General features: G+C 53.6%; 10 protein-coding genes. 5 read left to right on the plus strand and 5 right to left on the minus strand.

The annotated features are described in order from the left end of the window. The first annotated feature begins 91 nt into the window (after nt 1-91). From ptsG to pulA, 5 genes are all read left to right on the plus strand, one after another. The gene (gene ptsG / locus MKX51_RS07260) at nt 92-2,149 is read left to right on the plus strand and encodes a glucose-specific PTS transporter subunit IIBC (protein ID WP_340942689.1); all 2,058 of its coding nucleotides are present in this window, start codon (nt 92-94) and stop codon (nt 2,147-2,149) included. A 100-nt stretch (nt 2,150-2,249) separates the two neighbouring features. Beyond that, entirely contained in the window at nt 2,250-2,525 is a 276-nt protein-coding gene (locus MKX51_RS07265) for an HPr family phosphocarrier protein (protein WP_036696683.1), read from the plus strand. After that, complete coding sequence (gene ptsP / locus MKX51_RS07270) at nt 2,518-4,230, plus strand: phosphoenolpyruvate--protein phosphotransferase (RefSeq protein ID WP_340991827.1); 1,713 nt, start codon at nt 2,518-2,520, stop codon at nt 4,228-4,230. Before MKX51_RS07265 ends, ptsP begins: the two co-directional genes overlap by 8 nt. Before the next feature lie 157 nt (nt 4,231-4,387). After that, complete coding sequence (locus MKX51_RS07275) at nt 4,388-5,632, plus strand: MFS transporter (RefSeq protein WP_340991828.1); 1,245 nt, start codon at nt 4,388-4,390, stop codon at nt 5,630-5,632. 267 nt (nt 5,633-5,899) lie between these two features. Next, complete coding sequence (gene pulA / locus MKX51_RS07280; RefSeq protein ID WP_340991829.1) at nt 5,900-8,299, plus strand: type I pullulanase; 2,400 nt, start codon at nt 5,900-5,902, stop codon at nt 8,297-8,299. A gap of 100 nt (nt 8,300-8,399) precedes the next feature. Here pulA and MKX51_RS07285 read toward each other — a convergent pair whose 3' ends face one another. The 5 genes from MKX51_RS07285 to MKX51_RS07305 form a co-directional block, all read right to left on the minus strand. Then, complete coding sequence (locus MKX51_RS07285; protein ID WP_340991831.1) at nt 8,400-10,004, minus strand: sensor domain-containing diguanylate cyclase; 1,605 nt, start codon at nt 10,002-10,004, stop codon at nt 8,400-8,402. A gap of 531 nt (nt 10,005-10,535) precedes the next feature. Next, complete coding sequence (locus MKX51_RS07290; RefSeq protein ID WP_340991833.1) at nt 10,536-11,708, minus strand: ABC transporter permease; 1,173 nt, start codon at nt 11,706-11,708, stop codon at nt 10,536-10,538. Beyond that, nucleotides 11,705-12,406, minus strand: a complete 702-nt coding sequence (locus MKX51_RS07295) for an ABC transporter ATP-binding protein (protein WP_340942677.1) — start codon at nt 12,404-12,406, stop codon at nt 11,705-11,707. The genes MKX51_RS07290 and MKX51_RS07295 overlap by 4 nt, the downstream gene beginning before the upstream one ends. Then, nucleotides 12,403-13,719: an efflux RND transporter periplasmic adaptor subunit gene (locus tag MKX51_RS07300; protein ID WP_340991835.1), complete on the minus strand. Its 1,317-nt coding sequence runs from the start codon at nt 13,717-13,719 to the stop codon at nt 12,403-12,405. Before MKX51_RS07300 ends, MKX51_RS07295 begins: the two co-directional genes overlap by 4 nt. Further along, nucleotides 13,716-16,262: a hypothetical protein gene (locus MKX51_RS07305; RefSeq protein ID WP_340991837.1), complete on the minus strand. Its 2,547-nt coding sequence runs from the start codon at nt 16,260-16,262 to the stop codon at nt 13,716-13,718. The genes MKX51_RS07300 and MKX51_RS07305 overlap by 4 nt, the downstream gene beginning before the upstream one ends. Nucleotides 16,263-16,447 lie beyond the last annotated feature (185 nt).

Raw genomic sequence — 16,447 nt, forward strand, 5'->3', positions numbered from 1 at the left:
CGTTAGCGTTAGCCGGGCAATCTGCGTGCTGTATTGCTCATGCCTTTTTTGGCTTCTGTTGAAAGAAATTAAGGATTAGGAAGTGACCCGAATGTTTAAAAAATTATTTGGCGTTCTGCAGAGAGTCGGTAAGGCGCTTATGCTCCCTGTGGCCATTCTGCCTGCGGCGGGCCTGCTGCTTGGAATCGGGAACATGCTGGTTAACCCGGACTTCCTGCAATATGTGCCTGCATTGGAGAACCATACTGTTCAGGCGATAGCCACCGTGCTTATGAACTCCGGGCAAATCGTATTTGATAACCTCTCCCTGCTCTTTGCAGTCGGCGTTGCCATCGGGCTGGCCGGAGGAGAAGGCGTAGCCGGGCTTGCAGCGATTATCGGCTTCCTGGTGATGAACGTAACCATGGGTACGGTAGTGGGCGTCAATGCTTACGTGCTGACCTGGAAGGATTTCTCGTATTCCAGCGTGCTGGGGATTCCCACATTGCAGACAGGGGTGTTCGGTGGTATCCTGGTCGGGATCCTGGCTGCATCCATGTACAAAAGGTTCTTCCGTATAGAATTGCCGTCGTACTTAGGCTTCTTCGCGGGTAAACGGTTCGTACCGATTATGACGGCAGTGACCTCCCTGATGCTTGGTCTTGCGCTCACGATTGTGTGGCCGCCGATCCAGCACGGTCTGAACTATGTGTCACAGAGTATGATTAATACCAACCTGACGCTGTCGGCCTTTATCTTCGGGGTCATCGAGCGTTCCCTGATTCCGTTCGGCCTGCACCATATCTTCTATTCACCGTTCTGGTATGAATTCGGAAGCTATATTGACAAGGCGGGCGATCTGGTCCGCGGCGACCAGCGGATCTTCATGCAGCAGCTCCGTGACGGTGTGGAGTTCACAGCGGGTACATTTACAACCGGTAAATATCCGTTCATGATGTTCGGTCTTCCGGCTGCAGCCCTTGCGATCTACCACGAGTCGAAGCCTGAGAACAGACGGATTGTCGGAAGCTTGATGATCTCCGCAGCGCTGACCTCGTTCCTGACGGGGATTACCGAGCCGCTGGAATTCTCATTCCTGTTCGTGGCTCCGCTGCTGTTCGCCGTCCATGCTGTATTCGCAGGATTGTCCTTCATGACCATGCACATCCTTGATGTTAAAATCGGCATGACCTTCTCCGGCGGGTTCATCGACTATGTGCTGTTCGGCGTCATTCCTAACCGTACCGCCTGGTGGCTGGTTATCCCGGTAGGTCTGGTATTGGCCGTGATCTATTACTTCGGGTTCCGCTTCGTCATCCGTAAGTTTAACCTGAAGACTCCGGGCCGTGAGGATGATTCCGGGGATGAGGATGAAGTAAGCACGGAGAGCGTGTCCAAGACGGGCGACGATCTGCCGCGCAACATTCTGTCCGCCCTGGGCGGCAAAGAGAACATCACCCATCTGGATGCCTGCATCACGCGTCTGCGGGTCGAAGTGAAGGACAAAGCAGGCGTAGACAAGAACCGTCTGAAGAAACTGGGTGCTTCTGGTGTTCTCGAAGTGGGTAACAACGTACAAGCGATCTTCGGCACACGTTCGGACACGATCAAGTCACAGATTCAGGATGTGATGAACGGCAGAACACCGGCTGCAGCCCCTGCTGCTCCGAAGCCGGAGCTTGAACAACAGGCCGGCGAGCAGGGCGATGCTATTATCCCTGAGGATATCGTATCTCCGGTAAACGGCCAGCTGATGGATATTACAGAGGTTCCTGATGCGGTCTTCTCGCAGAAAATGACCGGTGACGGCTTCGCCTTCCTGTCCGAAGACGGCAAGATTGCTTCGCCGGTATACGGCAAGGTATTCAACGTGTTCCCTAGTAAGCATGCCATTGGCATCATGTCAGACGGCGGCAAGGAAGTCCTTGTGCATATCGGGGTCAACACCGTGAAGCTTAAGGGCCAGGGCTTCACGGTTCTGGTGGAGGAAGGCGATCTGGTAGCTGCCGGACAGCCGATTATGGAAGTGGATCTGGAGTATGTGAAGGCGAATGCACCTTCTGTCATCTCTCCGGTCATCTTCTCCAACCTGCCTGAAGGCTCCTCTGTTACGCTGAAGAAGCCCGGCAAAGTAGTTATCGGCGACAAGGATATCATCACCATTCAGTAAAATGTGCAATGGCGAAGCGCTTCCATTATAATGAAAGGGAGCGCAAGCCTTCACTATAATTCACCATCCCAAATTAACAGAAAGCGAGTTGGATTATATTATGCAAACAACTTTCAGAATTATTGACGAAGACGGAATTCACGCACGCCCGGCAACAGCGCTGGTAAATACAGCTACAAAATTTAAAGGCACTGAAGCTTTTGCAGAAGCTAAAGGCAAAAAAGTTACCCTTAAATCCATCCTGGGCGTTCTTTCCCTGGGCCTTGAAGCAGGAGATACCCTGACTCTTATTACTGAAGGCAGTGAAGAAGCAGAAGCATTGAACGCGCTACAGGAGGTTATGGTTAAAGAAGGGCTGGGAGAAGTTCATGAATAAAATTTCAGGAATCGCGGCTTCCGCAGGTATTGCAGTAGCCCGTGCCTTTATCCTGGAACACCCGGACTATACCATTACCAAAACAGCGGTCACGGATGTGGACGCTGAGCTTGCGAAGCTGAAGGATGCCCTGGACAAATCCAGAGGCGAACTTCAGACCATCAAAGAGCGTACCCTGGCTGAGCTTGGCGAGAAGAAGGCGGAGATTTTCGAATCACATCTGCTGATCCTTGATGACCCTGAGCTCATTACCCCTGTAATGGACAAAATCCGTGAGGAATCGGTAAATGCGGACTACGCACTGAATGAAGTAGCTGCTCAATTCGTGGAAATGTTCCAGAACATGAAGAGCGCATACCTGCAGGAACGTGCAGCGGATATGCGTGACGTAACCAAACGTGTGCTGAATCACCTGCTTGGCATTCACTATGTGAGCCCGGCTGAGATCAGTGAAGAGGTTATTGTTATTGCACTGGATCTGACCCCATCGGATACAGCACAGCTTAACCGCAACTTCGTCAAAGGCTTCACCACCAATATCGGCGGACGGACTTCCCATTCGGCCATTATGGCCCGTTCCCTGGAGATTCCGGCGGTTGTGGGCACGAAGAACGTGATGTCCCTGGTCAAAGCAGGCGATCTGGTTATCGTGGATGGTCTGAGCGGCGATGTGCTGATCAACCCTTCGGAAGCTGAAGTGGCCGAGTATACAGCGAAGCAGGAAGCTTACAATCTTCAGATTGCTGAATGGAAAAAGCTCCGCGACGAGCCAACGGTATCTGCCGACGGCAAGCATGTAGAGCTGGCAGCCAACATCGGAACTCCGAATGATGTGACTGGCGTTATTGAGAACGGCGGCGAAGGTGTAGGTCTGTACCGCACCGAGTTCCTCTATATGGGCCGCGACAAGCTGCCTTCCGAAGAGATCCAGTATAATGCCTACAAGACGGTGCTTGAGAATATGCAAGGCAAGCCGGTAGTAGTGCGTACGCTGGATATCGGCGGAGACAAGGAGCTGCCTTATCTGGAGCTGCCGAAGGAAATGAACCCGTTCCTCGGCTACCGTGCGATCCGTCTCTGTCTGGACCGTCAGGATATCTTCCGCACCCAGCTGCGTGCCTTGCTCAGAGCAAGTGCCCACGGCGACCTGCGCATTATGTTCCCGATGATCGCTACCCTTGGTGAATTCCGTGCAGCCCGTGATCTGCTGCTGGAAGAGAAGGCCAAGCTGCGTGAAGAAGGCAAAGAAGTGTCCGACAGCATCCAGCTGGGCATCATGGTAGAGATTCCTTCGACGGCTGTACTGGCGGATCAGTTCGCCAAGGAAGTGGATTTCTTCAGTATCGGAACCAACGACCTTATCCAATATACAATGGCTGCGGACCGTATGAATGAACAGGTAGCCTACCTGTATCAGCCATACAACCCGGCAATTCTGCGACTGGTCAAAATCGTCATTGATGCTGCACACGCCGAAGGCAAGTGGACCGGGATGTGCGGAGAAATGGCGGGGGATGCCACGGCTATTCCTCTGCTGCTCGGTCTTGGTCTCGATGAATTTAGCATGAGCGCTACCTCTATCCTGCCAGCACGCAGCCAGATCTCGAAGCTGTCTGCGGCCGACATGAAGGAAATGGCTGCCCAGGCCCTGCAGCTCGGCACGGCCGAGGAAGTAGCCGCACTGGTGCAATCCCGCGTGAATTAATTCTTTACTCAAGCATTGGTTATAACTCCAACTACTTTGCGGCCTCCTTTACAGGGGGCTTTTTTTTGCGGTTATTTGAATTTCAGCAAATCTGGAACCGCCCGCCCGGGCCTTATTTTATATAATGAGTCCATTACTTTCGGAGGGTGGAACCTTTGTGCAGAGATTCAGTGCTTCACAGATTTATTTGTTTATCGTATTTATGATGTCTTTGGCGGCCAGTACTATATTTACAACCTACAGTATTTACTATGTAACGGAGCTTGGGCTGAATCCGCTCCAGCTTGTGCTGGTGGGAACCGTTGTGGAGCTCACCGTGCTTGTGTTCGAGGGAATTACCGGAGTGGTCGCTGATACCTATAGCCGCAGACTGTCCGTCATTATTGCCGTGTTCGTACTGGGGAGTGCCTTTGTCCTCGAAGGGAGTATTGTCTGGATCATGCATCCGGCTTCCCTGTTGCCTGCCTTCGGCTGGCTGCTGATCTCCCAGATACTGTACGGGATCGGCTGGACCTTCCTGAGCGGAGCGGATACCGCATGGATCGTGGACGAGCTTGGAGAAGAACATACGGGAAGCCTCTTCATGCGCTCCAAAATATTCGGCTTAAGCGCTTCCCTGTTAGGCATTGCGGTCAGCGTAGGTTTATCCCAGGTTGCGTCCAATCTCCCTTTTCTGGCGGGCGGAGTCATCTATTTCGTCCTGGGGTTCATACTGATCCGGTACATGAAGGAGACGGGGTTCATACGCCGGGAGCGTGCGCCGCATTCCTCTGCTATCCGTGAGCTGGGCAAGACCTGGGTCAGCGGTGCGGCTATTCTGAGGCATCATCCGCTGCTCCTGCTGCTGACGGTTGTAACTTTATTCAGCGGTGCTGCGTCTGAGGGATATGATCGTCTGTGGCCAGTCTTTCTTATGAATGAAATCGGATTCCCGGAGATTGGAGTCTCGATGGCGGCTGGCTTCGGGCTGATCAGTGCGGCGACTACTCTGCTGGGTGTGCTGGCTGTCTATATGGCCGGGAAAATCATTGATTTGCAAAAGGAACGTCAAGTAGCGGCCGCCTTGTTCCTCCTGACATCCGTCCGTGCTGGCTGCATTATACTGGTGGCGCTTGCGCCTGATTTCTACTGGGCGATCGGGGCCGTACTGCTCCTGGGGGTGGTCGCTTCGGTCAGCGACCCGATCTATACCACCTGGCTGAACACGAAGCTGCCATCCCAGAACCGGGCTACGCTCTTGTCGATGATCAGCCAGTCCGATGCCCTGGGCCAGAGCGCAGGCGGTCCGGTTGTAGGTTATATCGGCAGCCGGATCTCTATCAGAGCTTCGCTGCTGTCGGCGGGCTTCCTGCTGGTACCTGTGATTGCGTTATACGGCAGGGTGCTGCGGAGGCGGTCATGATGTTCTGGAACTTCATTAGCTTCAATCCCCGGCGATCCCTGCCGATATAGGATATATCCGGTGACATAATTCAACCCTTAACCCAGACCTGTGAACATAGTGTTACATATTATATAATGAACCCTATGTAGCAAATCCGGCGTCATCCGCTTGCAGAGCTGTGCAAGTACAAAGTATTAGTTAAGGAGAATGTGGACATAGCTTGATAGTAATAGAATGATAGTTCTCCGGGAGTATTACGGATGAGCGTAGGGATGGTGAATAGCAATGAGCAGCAATTATATACAAGCAGAACAAGAAATCGATACCTATCAAGGCAATGACCTCGGGTTAACCTACACGGCGGAATACAGTGTATTCAAGGTCTGGGCGCCAACAGCCTTCACAGTGTCGCTCGTATTATATGCAACAGGCGGAAACGGGTTGACCCCGCAGACCGCAGATTACAAGGACAGCGGCAAAATTCTTAGTATGGAGCGCGCTGAGGGCGGAGTATGGACGATCCAGGTTCCCGGTAACCTGAAGGGGAAGTATTATATGTACCGCGCCGTATTTGCTGACGGTTCGATTAATGAAGCGGCCGATCCTTATGCAGTAGCTGTATCGGCCAATGGAACACGGACGGCCATCGTTGATTTGTCCGAGACAGACCCGGACGGCTGGGAGAGCGATGCCTCTCCGGTGCTGCCGCATCCGGCAGATGCTGTAATCTATGAGCTGCATGTCCGTGATTTCTCGGCGGACCAGAGCTCCGGTATGACGTATAAGGGGAAATTCAAGGCCTTCACCGAGACTGGCCTGCGGGATGAGGCGGGTCATCTGCTGGGCATTGATCATCTGGCCGAGCTGGGCATCACGCATGTTCATCTGCTGCCGGTGTTCGATTATCAGACGGTGGATGAGCTGGGCAAGCCAGGGGAAGAACCGGCATCCTCCATCTTCACAGACTATAACTGGGGCTACGACCCCCAGCACTATAATGTGCCGGAAGGCTCTTACAGCTCAGACCCGGCTAACCCGCTAACCCGTATCCGGGAATTCAAGGAGCTGGTTCAGGCGCTGCACAGCCGCGGCATCTCGGTGATTATGGATGTGGTCTACAATCATACCTATGGCTTCCAGAAGGGACCCTTCCAGCCGCTGGTGCCGGACTATTACTACCGGCATGATCAGAGCGGCCGGCTCTCTAACGGCTCGGGCGTCGGCAATGAGCTGGCTACAGAACGGCCGATGGTCCGCAAGTATATCAAGGATTCCCTGTCCTACTGGGCTAAGGAGTACCATATTGACGGGTTCCGCTTCGATCTGATGGGGCTGATGGACAGCGTGACCATGCGCGAGATTACCGAGGAGCTGCGGCTGGAGATTAATCCGGGGCTGCTGCTCTACGGTGAGCCGTGGACAGGCGGCGACTCCCCGCTTGCCTCCAAGACGCTGAAGGGCGTACAGCGCGGCAAAGGCTACGCCGTCTTCAACGACAACTTCCGTGCGGCCATCAAGGGAGACAGCGACGGCTGGGGCAAAGGCTTCGTGACCGGGGAATACGGCAAGGAAGGTGCGATCGCGTCCGGGGTGAGCGGGGCGATTCATGAATTCACCGATGCGCCTACAGAGACTGTGAACTATGTAACCGCACATGATAATCTCAACCTGTGGGACAAAATTCTGGCGACCCAAGGACTTCGCGGGGAAGCCGGGCTGCCGGAGCTTGAGGGCGGCAAGCTGCGGAGCGGCGGGGATCTAAAGGCCGCACTAGAGCAGGCGAATCCGTATGTGGGAGTAGATCCCGAGAATGTGCTGGACCATGAGACGGTACGCCGTTCGTTGCTGGCTAACGGAATCATTCTGACCTCGCAGGGGATTCCGTTCCTCCATGCCGGGGATGAGCTCCTGCGCAGCAAATACGGAGATCATAACAGCTACCGCAGCCCGGACTGTATCAATGCGATCCGCTGGGAGAACAAAAGCAAATTCATTGCAGTATTTCAATATTACAAAGGGCTGATTGAGCTGCGCCGGACACATCCGGCCTTCCGCCTGCACGGGCGCCAGGAGATTGAGCGCAGTCTGGAGTTCCTGCGCTGTGATGGCGGAGTCGTTGCCTATAGACTGAAGGATCACGCCGGCGGAGATACATGGAATAATATCGTGGTGATCTACAATGCCAATATGGAGCCGGTCACCCAGTGTCTCCCGGAGACCTCCGGCTGCTGGAACATCGTAGTCGATCATACCCATGCCGGACCTGAGGCCTTCCGGCAGACGGAGAACGGCAGTGTAGAGGTGGCCGGACTGTCGATGATGGTACTCTATGATAAATACGGGGAGCCTGAGCCGAGATCGAAGATTGTAGAAGTTCATTATGACCGTCCGGACGGCGATTACCGGGGCTGGAATCTCTGGGTGTGGGGTACAGGCATTCAGGATGGACAACGGGACTTCCAGTATATGGAGGAAGATCATGCCGTAGCACGGATTGAAGTGCTGCCGGGGACCTCCACGATAGGCTACATCCTCCGGCTGAACGACTGGGAGGAGAAGGACGGCACTGCTGACCGCTTCATCGACTGCTCGGGCAGCGGGGAGCAGGTTATCAAGGTGACGGTTCGGGAGCGTAGTCCGGAGCATAGCACCGAACTGGCTGATCCGCTGCAGCGGACCAGCTAGAACATTAGAAGAGCTGATTAGTTCCATCTCCTGGGAGGAGGGGAGCTAATCAGCTCTTTTTGGCTAGGAGTTATATGTAGGAAGTCAGCTTCTGCCGGTGCTAGTTCCGCTGATCGCTGTACTTCTTATCCACATGCTCGCTGTACAGATTAGCCTCATTGCCACCATGGTTCTTGGAGCGGTACATCGCAAGATCGGCGGCACGAAGTAGCTCGTTGATGCTGCTGCCGTGCTGCGGGTACAGAGCCACGCCAATGCTGGCAGAGGTGTGGAAGCTGGAGCCCTGATTGACGGACCAGGATTTGTTGAACAGCTGGAGCAGACGGTTCAGCAGCTCGTCCAGCATTTGCGGGCTGGTGAACCGGTGCAGCACCACCGCGAATTCATCTCCGCCGATCCGGAAGGCCTGGCCGGAGCCCTTCACGGTCTGCTGCAGCTCCCGGGAGAGCAGCTGCAGGAACTCATCTCCGGCCAGATGGCCGAGTGTGTCATTGAGCTGCTTGAACCGGTCGCAGTCCAGCAGCGCCACGGCGATCTCCTGCCGGCGCTCCTCAGGCTGGTTGATCAGGTTCTCCATGTACATTTTGAAATGGGCACGGTTGGGAATCGCGGTCAGATGATCATAGAAGGCCAGCTTGTGCAGGCGCTCCTCATATTGCTTGCGCTGGGTAATCTCACGCGAGACCAGCATGAACTGTGCCGGGAAATTGCGGCTGCCCGCAATAGGGGTAACCTTGGTCTCCAGCCACACCCAGTGCCCTTCGGCCGAACGCATGCGCAGCTCGGATATTCTCGGTGAAGACTGCACCACGCTCTTGAGCTTGGCCCAGGAGATTTCGGCTTCACGGATATAGTTGGAGAGCGGCGCCCCTTTGCTTGGCACATAGCCCAGTGCAGCTGCATGGGAAGGCGAGGCATACAGGATCAGACCGTTCGGATCTGTCAGCACAATGAAGTCGGACATCGTCTCACCGATCAGCTGGTAGAGCGATTGCTCGTCCTGCATTTCGTTCTGCAGGGAGATGAGTCTGCGGCTGAGATAGATGATGACCATAACCAGCAGGAACAGAAATACAGAGTAGACGGCGAACAGGGAGCTTTTGAGATTATTGAACTCTGTCATCACTTGGCTTGCATAGGTGTCAATCTTGTCCTCTGCCTGATTCAAGCTTTCCCGTACTTCATTCAGCTCGGTATGTATGGTAAGGGCAGAATAAGAGGCGGGATTCCAGCTCTTCTGAACCCGCTGCGAGATCAGCTCCCGGCCGTTATCCCTCCACGCGGTAAGCGTGGTTCCGAAGTGATCCAGCTCGTTCCTCAGCTTGTCCAGCAGCAGCTCGCTCTGCTTCATTCCATTGAACGGGCTCTTCACAGCATCCAGATTGTAGCGGGCGGTATTGACCCGCTGCAGCGCCTGGGCATTATTGTCCTCGAATTCCTGCGACAGCGTACTGCGCTGCGCGCTGGTCAGCGCCCCGCCGACTGTGGTCTGAAGCGCAAGGGCTGCCTGATAGAGATCGCGGTCGGCATTCAGAATGAGCTCGGAATTCTGGTAGACGTCACTGTATAGGGAGTCGGATAATTTGTTCATCGTATGATTCAGAATCAGCAGGGAGGCCACACTGATCCCAACCAGAAGAACGGTGATGGACGTGAATAATATAATCAGTCTGCGTGTACTTGTGTTTTCCGAAAAAACTGCCACTGTCATCCTCTCCCCGCGCAGAACTTTTGCAAATCTCATGGGTGTAGCTTTGGTGCATGCGAAACTTATCCTTATGCGGAATATGGCTTCATGCAGGCATGTAAGAGAGTATACATTAGCGAGTCCTAGAGAGCAGGGGAAGAAAGAGGCAATAGAAAGAATAACTTCCGGTTAGATCGCGGTTTCTTTTCACCAGTATATAGGACATCCCTTAAGCAGAGCAATTGCTGAAAAAATAATAAGCCCCGTCAGCTTCCGCTGCGGATGCACAGGCCGTGAAGTACACCCTGGAGCCGGAGTGGAAACAGTGGAGACATATCCGTTACAGCCGATACAAAGAACTATTATGTATACCCTACTACTATGTAAAAGGTATTCTGACCTTTGAGTCCTATTACCCACTTTTGCTGCAAACGATACCCCTTTGGTATCAATTGTGCATTAAAAATAAAACAGAAAAATCCGCCAGCCCGGGAATCTGAGACTGGCGGATGGAACAGCAGATTACAAACTGCAGCGTCTAGGAGGATGCTACTCGTTGCGCAGCGCATGAATAGGGCGCATTCTTGCAGCCTTGCTTGCAGGAATCATTCCGAATATGACACCGATGATCAAGGAGAAGGAAAAGGAGATCAGGACCATATTCCAGGAGGGCGCCACATTCAAGGCTGTATAATGACCGACGGCCCAGCTGGCGCCAAGTCCCAGTGCGACTCCGATCAGGCCCCCGGTGCCGCTTAAGACCACGGACTCGATCATGAACTGCAGCATAATATTCTTTTTTTTGGCCCCGATGGCCTTGCGGATGCCTATCTCTCTGGTTCGCTCATTGACCGAGACAATCATAATGTTCATAATCCCTATCCCGCCTACAAATAACGAGATACCGGCGATACCGCCAAGGGCCAAGGACAGAGTGGCGCTGGTCTCATTTACCGTTTCCAGCATCTCCCGGGAATCAAAAACAGAGTAGGCATTCTCGGCTGCACTGAATTTGGCAGTAAGGCTGGCCTCCAGCTTGGTTTTGACATCATCCACATTGTCATTTGAAGTAGTTGTGAGAGTAATGGAGCGGACTCCCTTGCTCTGCAGGAACCGTTCGGCTGTAGAGATGGGGATCAGCAGCTTCTCGTCGCTTGAGCCGACGCTGGTGGAGCCTTTACTCTCCAGCAGCCCGACGATCTTGAAGCTGCTTCCGTTGATCTGTACCTTTTGGCCTACAGGATTATCTGTACCGAATAGATCCTCCGCTGTATCTGATCCGATTAACGCAACCTTCTGCCGGTATTCTGTATCCATCTCAAGCAGGAATCTTCCGGATTGCACGTGGAAATCCTGAACCTCTTCGTAGGCAGGTGTAATGCCTTCTACGGATACGGAAACGTTCTCGGTACCGTGCTTGGCGGTAACGTTCCCGGAGATTACCGGGGATACATTGTCCACCCCTTCAATCTCACCCAGGGCCAGGGCCTCCTCGTAGGTTAGCGAAGTGGTGGCTCCGCGGCCCATAATGTTGACGGTCAGCTGGTTGGTTCCCAGGGAGCTTAGGGACTCTGTAATCTGTGAGGTGGTGCCCTGGCCCACAGCGACAAGTGCAATAACGGAGGATACCCCGATAATGATGCCCAGCATGGTAAGAAAGGCTCTTATTTTACTGCTGAGGATACTTTTGAAGGCCATTTTCATACTCTGGTACAGCATCATGAATGCGCCACCTTCCGATCCTCTACAAGATCCCCGTCCTGAATCCGGATCACCCGTTTGGCCTGCTCGGCAATCTCCAGGTCATGCGTGATCAGAATAATGGTATGCCCCTGTGCGTTAAGCTCCTTAATCATCTCCAGAACTTCCTTGCCTGTCTTGGAGTCCAGCGCTCCGGTTGGCTCATCGGCAAGAAGAATAGGGGGGGTTCCGGCAAGGGCGCGGGCAATAGCCACACGCTGCTGCTGGCCTCCGGACAGCTCGGAGGGACGATGATTCATTCTGCTCTCCAGGCCTACCCGGACCAGGGCACTGCGGGCAATCTCTCTGCGCTCCCTATGGGACATTCCACGATAGATCAAGGGCAGCTCTACATTCTCTACCGCTGATAATTTCGGCAATAGATTAAAGTTTTGAAATATAAAGCCAATCTTTTCGTTGCGGATCTGGGCCAGCCTGTTGTCAGACAGCCTGCGGATCTCCTGGCCGTCCAGGAAATAATCGCCTTCATTCGCCACATCCAGGCAGCCCAGCATGTTCATCAGGGTGGACTTGCCTGAACCTGACGGGCCGATGATCGCAACGAATTCACCGTGATGAATGTTGAAGCTCAGGCTTCTCAGAACCGTCATCGATTCTCCGGCCATCGTGTAGCTGTGCTGCATCTTCTCAACCCGGATCAGCGGCTCTGGTGAGGTCATCGTCCGCCACCGCCTCCACTGAAGCCACCGCCGCTGCCACCGCCGCCGAAACCGCCCGTCCCGCCGCCAGCACCTCCACCGGTACCACCTCCGCCACCGAAGCCGCCCATACCGCCCATGCCGCCTTGCTGCGGAAGCTGCGGGGAGGTAGCATTGCCTGAGGAGATCACGGTCGGGAGGATCACTTCATCCCCTTCACTTAAGCCGCTGACGATTTCGATGCTGCTCTCATTGTGGATACCAGCCTCTACAGCTATCCGTTTCATGCCTGAGGCGAGACCGGCTGGACCTCTGCTTCCGGCTGCTCTGCCGGGGAACTCCGCGCCAGCAGAGGGCTTGGTTTCAGCAGCACCTCTGTCCGCCCTGCCGGATTCTTCATCCCCGGTCCCCGGCACATTGACGAAGGATTTCCCGTTTATCTTCGTTACAGCTTCGATGGGAACGGTCAGAATATCCTTCTTCTCTTCGATCGTAATCGCCACCTCCGCAGACATGCCGATAAGCACACCCTCTGAGTCATTTAATCCTACAGTGACGTTGAACAGGGAGACACCATTAGAGGAGGTCCCTTCTTTGGCGATATCTATGACCTTACCGGTAAAAGACTTGTCCTCAAGGGCATCCAGTGTAATGGCCGAGGCTTGATTCAGCTTGATTTGGGGGATATCCAGCTCATCTACCTGTACGGTTACGCTTAGATTCACGTAGTCGGTCATAGTGAACAGCTCTGTGCCATTCTGGGCCTGTTCGCCGTCCGTAATATTCACGGCAGTGATCGTTCCATCGATAGGAGCGGTCAGCGGATCAGGCGGAGCCATAGCTTCATGGATGGCAGCGATGGATTCCTGCCCGTCCACGATATCGCTATTGGCTTTATCAATGGCTTTTTTTGCCGATTCCAGCTCTTCCTCTGTCGCGTTATTCATAGCCAGCGTCTTGTAGCTCTCCTGTTTATTCTTAAGCTCTGTCTTGAGATTCTCCAGTGACTTTGTCGCTTCCTTCAGCTTATCGTCCAGATCGCCCGCAACAAACGTGATCAGCACAGCACCTTTTTCAACAACATCGCCTTTCTTAACCATGACCGTATCGACCTTCCCGGCTTCTTTGGTACGGATGCTCTCGCTGTTGATCGCCGATACTGCACCTGAACCCGAGACACCCACCAGGATATCCCCCTTACTGGCAACTGCCGTATTCAGCGGAGCGGCATTGATCTGCCGGTTCTGATCCGGCCAGAGCCTATAGCCCGCAATCCCTGCAATAGCAACGAGGACTATCGCTGAAGCGATAATGATGATCTTCTTCTTATTCATTGTGCAGCTCCTTCGGGGGAAGAGGTGGTTGCTTTGGCGGTAACCTCAAGGGAATAGGCCTGGCTGGCGAGCTCTGTCCGCACTCCCTGGAATTCATCGTAGAATTTAAGGGCATAGGTGCCGGAGCTCAGATTTTTGAACAGGACGCTGGTAAGGGTCGTAGAATAAGAATTGTTTGTTCCCAGGGTCAAGTCGGTGCCGAGCATCAGTGCTTTCTCATGAGACTGTCCATAAGGATCTATAACCTGAAGGATGAGCTTATGCTGGTAAGCGCCTGTCTGATAGGTAGTATCCTGATTGAGATTGTAATTGAACGTCACTGCAATGCTGCTTGCACCCTTGGTGAGTTCCCCTGTAGAGCTGGTAACTGCCAGTGTATAAGGGAAGAGGGGGACAGAAGCCAGATTGGTCAAAGGGGTAACCTCTGCCGGTGTCAGTGTCAGCGCTGCCGTATTCACGTATCCCGTCGCAGCCGTTCCTGCGGCAGTCAGCTTGCCATCCGCAATCGCCTGGCTGATATACAGCTGAAGACCTGCGGTGTCCAGTGTGGCCGGGACTTTCGCCCAGAAGGTAACCAGTGTTTTGCCTTCAGGGCTGGTCGACAGCTCGGACTGGTTGGCGGTTGCTTCAAAATATTGCCCGTCAGCAGTCCTGAACTGCCCGTACAGACGGGCCAGATCTGCCTGCCGGACTTCGTCGCTGTTCATTTCCACTTCGCTGTACACCAGGTTCGAGCCGGTTCCTGTATACAGGAGGGTGGAACGTTCCTTCACGGTGGCTTTTTTGCCGGTGGCTGTGATCTTGAAGGCTTCCCCTGCAGCCAGCGGCGCTACACTCTTAACGGTACTGTCGCTTGTACTGAGAGAGAGGAATTGCGACACTTCTGTACCCTTGGTCTCCTGGAGGATGAGCTTGACTAGCCTGAAATCCAGAGTGTATGGAATATGGCCTTGAACCGTTATTTGAGTGCTGGCACCAGGGGCAAGGACTGAAGAGCTGTTGTCCGTATAAGTCTGCGAAGAGGAGCTGAGATCCTTCTGATCCACCAGGAGTATTCCTGTAAAAGCAGGCAAAGTAATGGTCTTGGACGTTGCATTGCGTATCGTTAGTACAGCCTGTACCAGATCCTCGCTGCCCCAAGGCAGACGCAGCAGGGAGTCCAGAGAGACAGCGAAGATACCATAGGTATTGGTTACGCTGGTCTCGGCAGCGAGATGAATCTGGCTCTCCGGCGTATAAGGGATGCGGAAATAGGCCACAGGCAGCGTTACTTTATCCGCGCTGGCCGCAGGAGCAATCATTTGCAGCTCCAGCGAATTCTGAGCCAGCTCCAGCGGAACATTCGCGCTCAGCTCAATCAGCTTCTCTTCCAGCGGCTTCAGGGTCAGGCTGCTCAAGGCAGTGGCCGTCACCGGGAAGCTATAGCCTTCCGCCGACTTGACGTTAAGCTCATAAGCAGGCAAAGTGACCGCTGTGCTGCCGGTATTTTTCACCCGGAGCTGATAGCTCCAGACGCCATTCCCGTTATCCGCATGCACATTTGCCTTCAGCAGCTGCATATCCACATTATTGCTGCCGATGGAGACCTTCTTGGTGTAGCCTGCCGCTACGGTGAAATCTGCCGTTACCGCAGCCGGAAGAGCGTAGGAAGAGACAGGCAGGTACAGCTTGAGTCCTTCATCCAGCTTGGCGATCTGCAGCGTCATCCGGGTGACATTCATGTAGGAGGGAATCTCGGTCATATAATAGAGCGTCTTCTTCTCCTGAGGCTGAAGCTTGAATTCGGGGCTGCTGTCATCCAGCGTAAGCGTGAAGACAGAGCCGCCCGAGGATTTCAGGTACAAGGTATAGCCCGGATCTGTAAGCACTTTGTTACCTAGATTGGTTAGGCTAAGCCCGACCTTGGCATAGACTTTACTGTTATATTTGTAGATTTGCACGGATTCGGCTTTGGTGCCGGCTGTAATACCGCCGAGTTCGACCTTTCGGGTCTCCCCTATCAGGGAAGACAGTGAGTAATTGGAAGGAATCGTGAACGTGCCTATACGCTGTTCATAATTAGCGGCGCTGAAATTCCAGCCGTATATGTTGATATTGAGTCCTTTGACTGAGGCGGCAGTTCCAATATTCGCATAGTATGTAAGACTGGTGCTTTGTTTAGCAGGGATTTTCTTGACCGCACTGTCTGCGCTGACCGGAATTCCTTTAATGATGCTGCCGCCCACAGTTACAACTTTGGAGAAATAGTCCGCCAGATTGACGCTGCTGCCGGCAGTGTTGGTATAGGTAAGCGTGTAGGTGAGAATATTACCGCCGGTTTGGCTCTGAATCCCTACATGGCTCAGCTTCACCTGAAGCGCGGTGCCGAGCTTGAGCGCACTTAGACCGTTAAGTGTGGAGACTTCCGTGACCGCGCTTGCTGCTGTGGCAGCCGTTGAACCGGATGAAGCGGCATAGGCCGTGGTTCCCGTGCTGCCTGCGGTTTGACTTGCGGCAAATGTGCTGAGCAGCAGCAGAACAAATGCTTTTTTTCGTGTAAGCATGTAATTTCCTCCTTGTATGATCTCTTAAGGGAAAATATCAACATTGACTGAATGTCCGCTGAAAAAAAAGCCGTCAAACCGCGCTGAAGCTTAAAGGGAGCTTAAAAGAAGATAAAAAATAAGCGGAAGGTGCGCGGCTTGTCAAACGGGCAGTTTTTGCATATAATAGATGGGCATATCTTCCC

Source organism: Paenibacillus sp. FSL M7-0420 (genome assembly GCF_038002345.1).
Lineage (GTDB): Bacteria > Bacillota > Bacilli > Paenibacillales > Paenibacillaceae > Paenibacillus_AQ.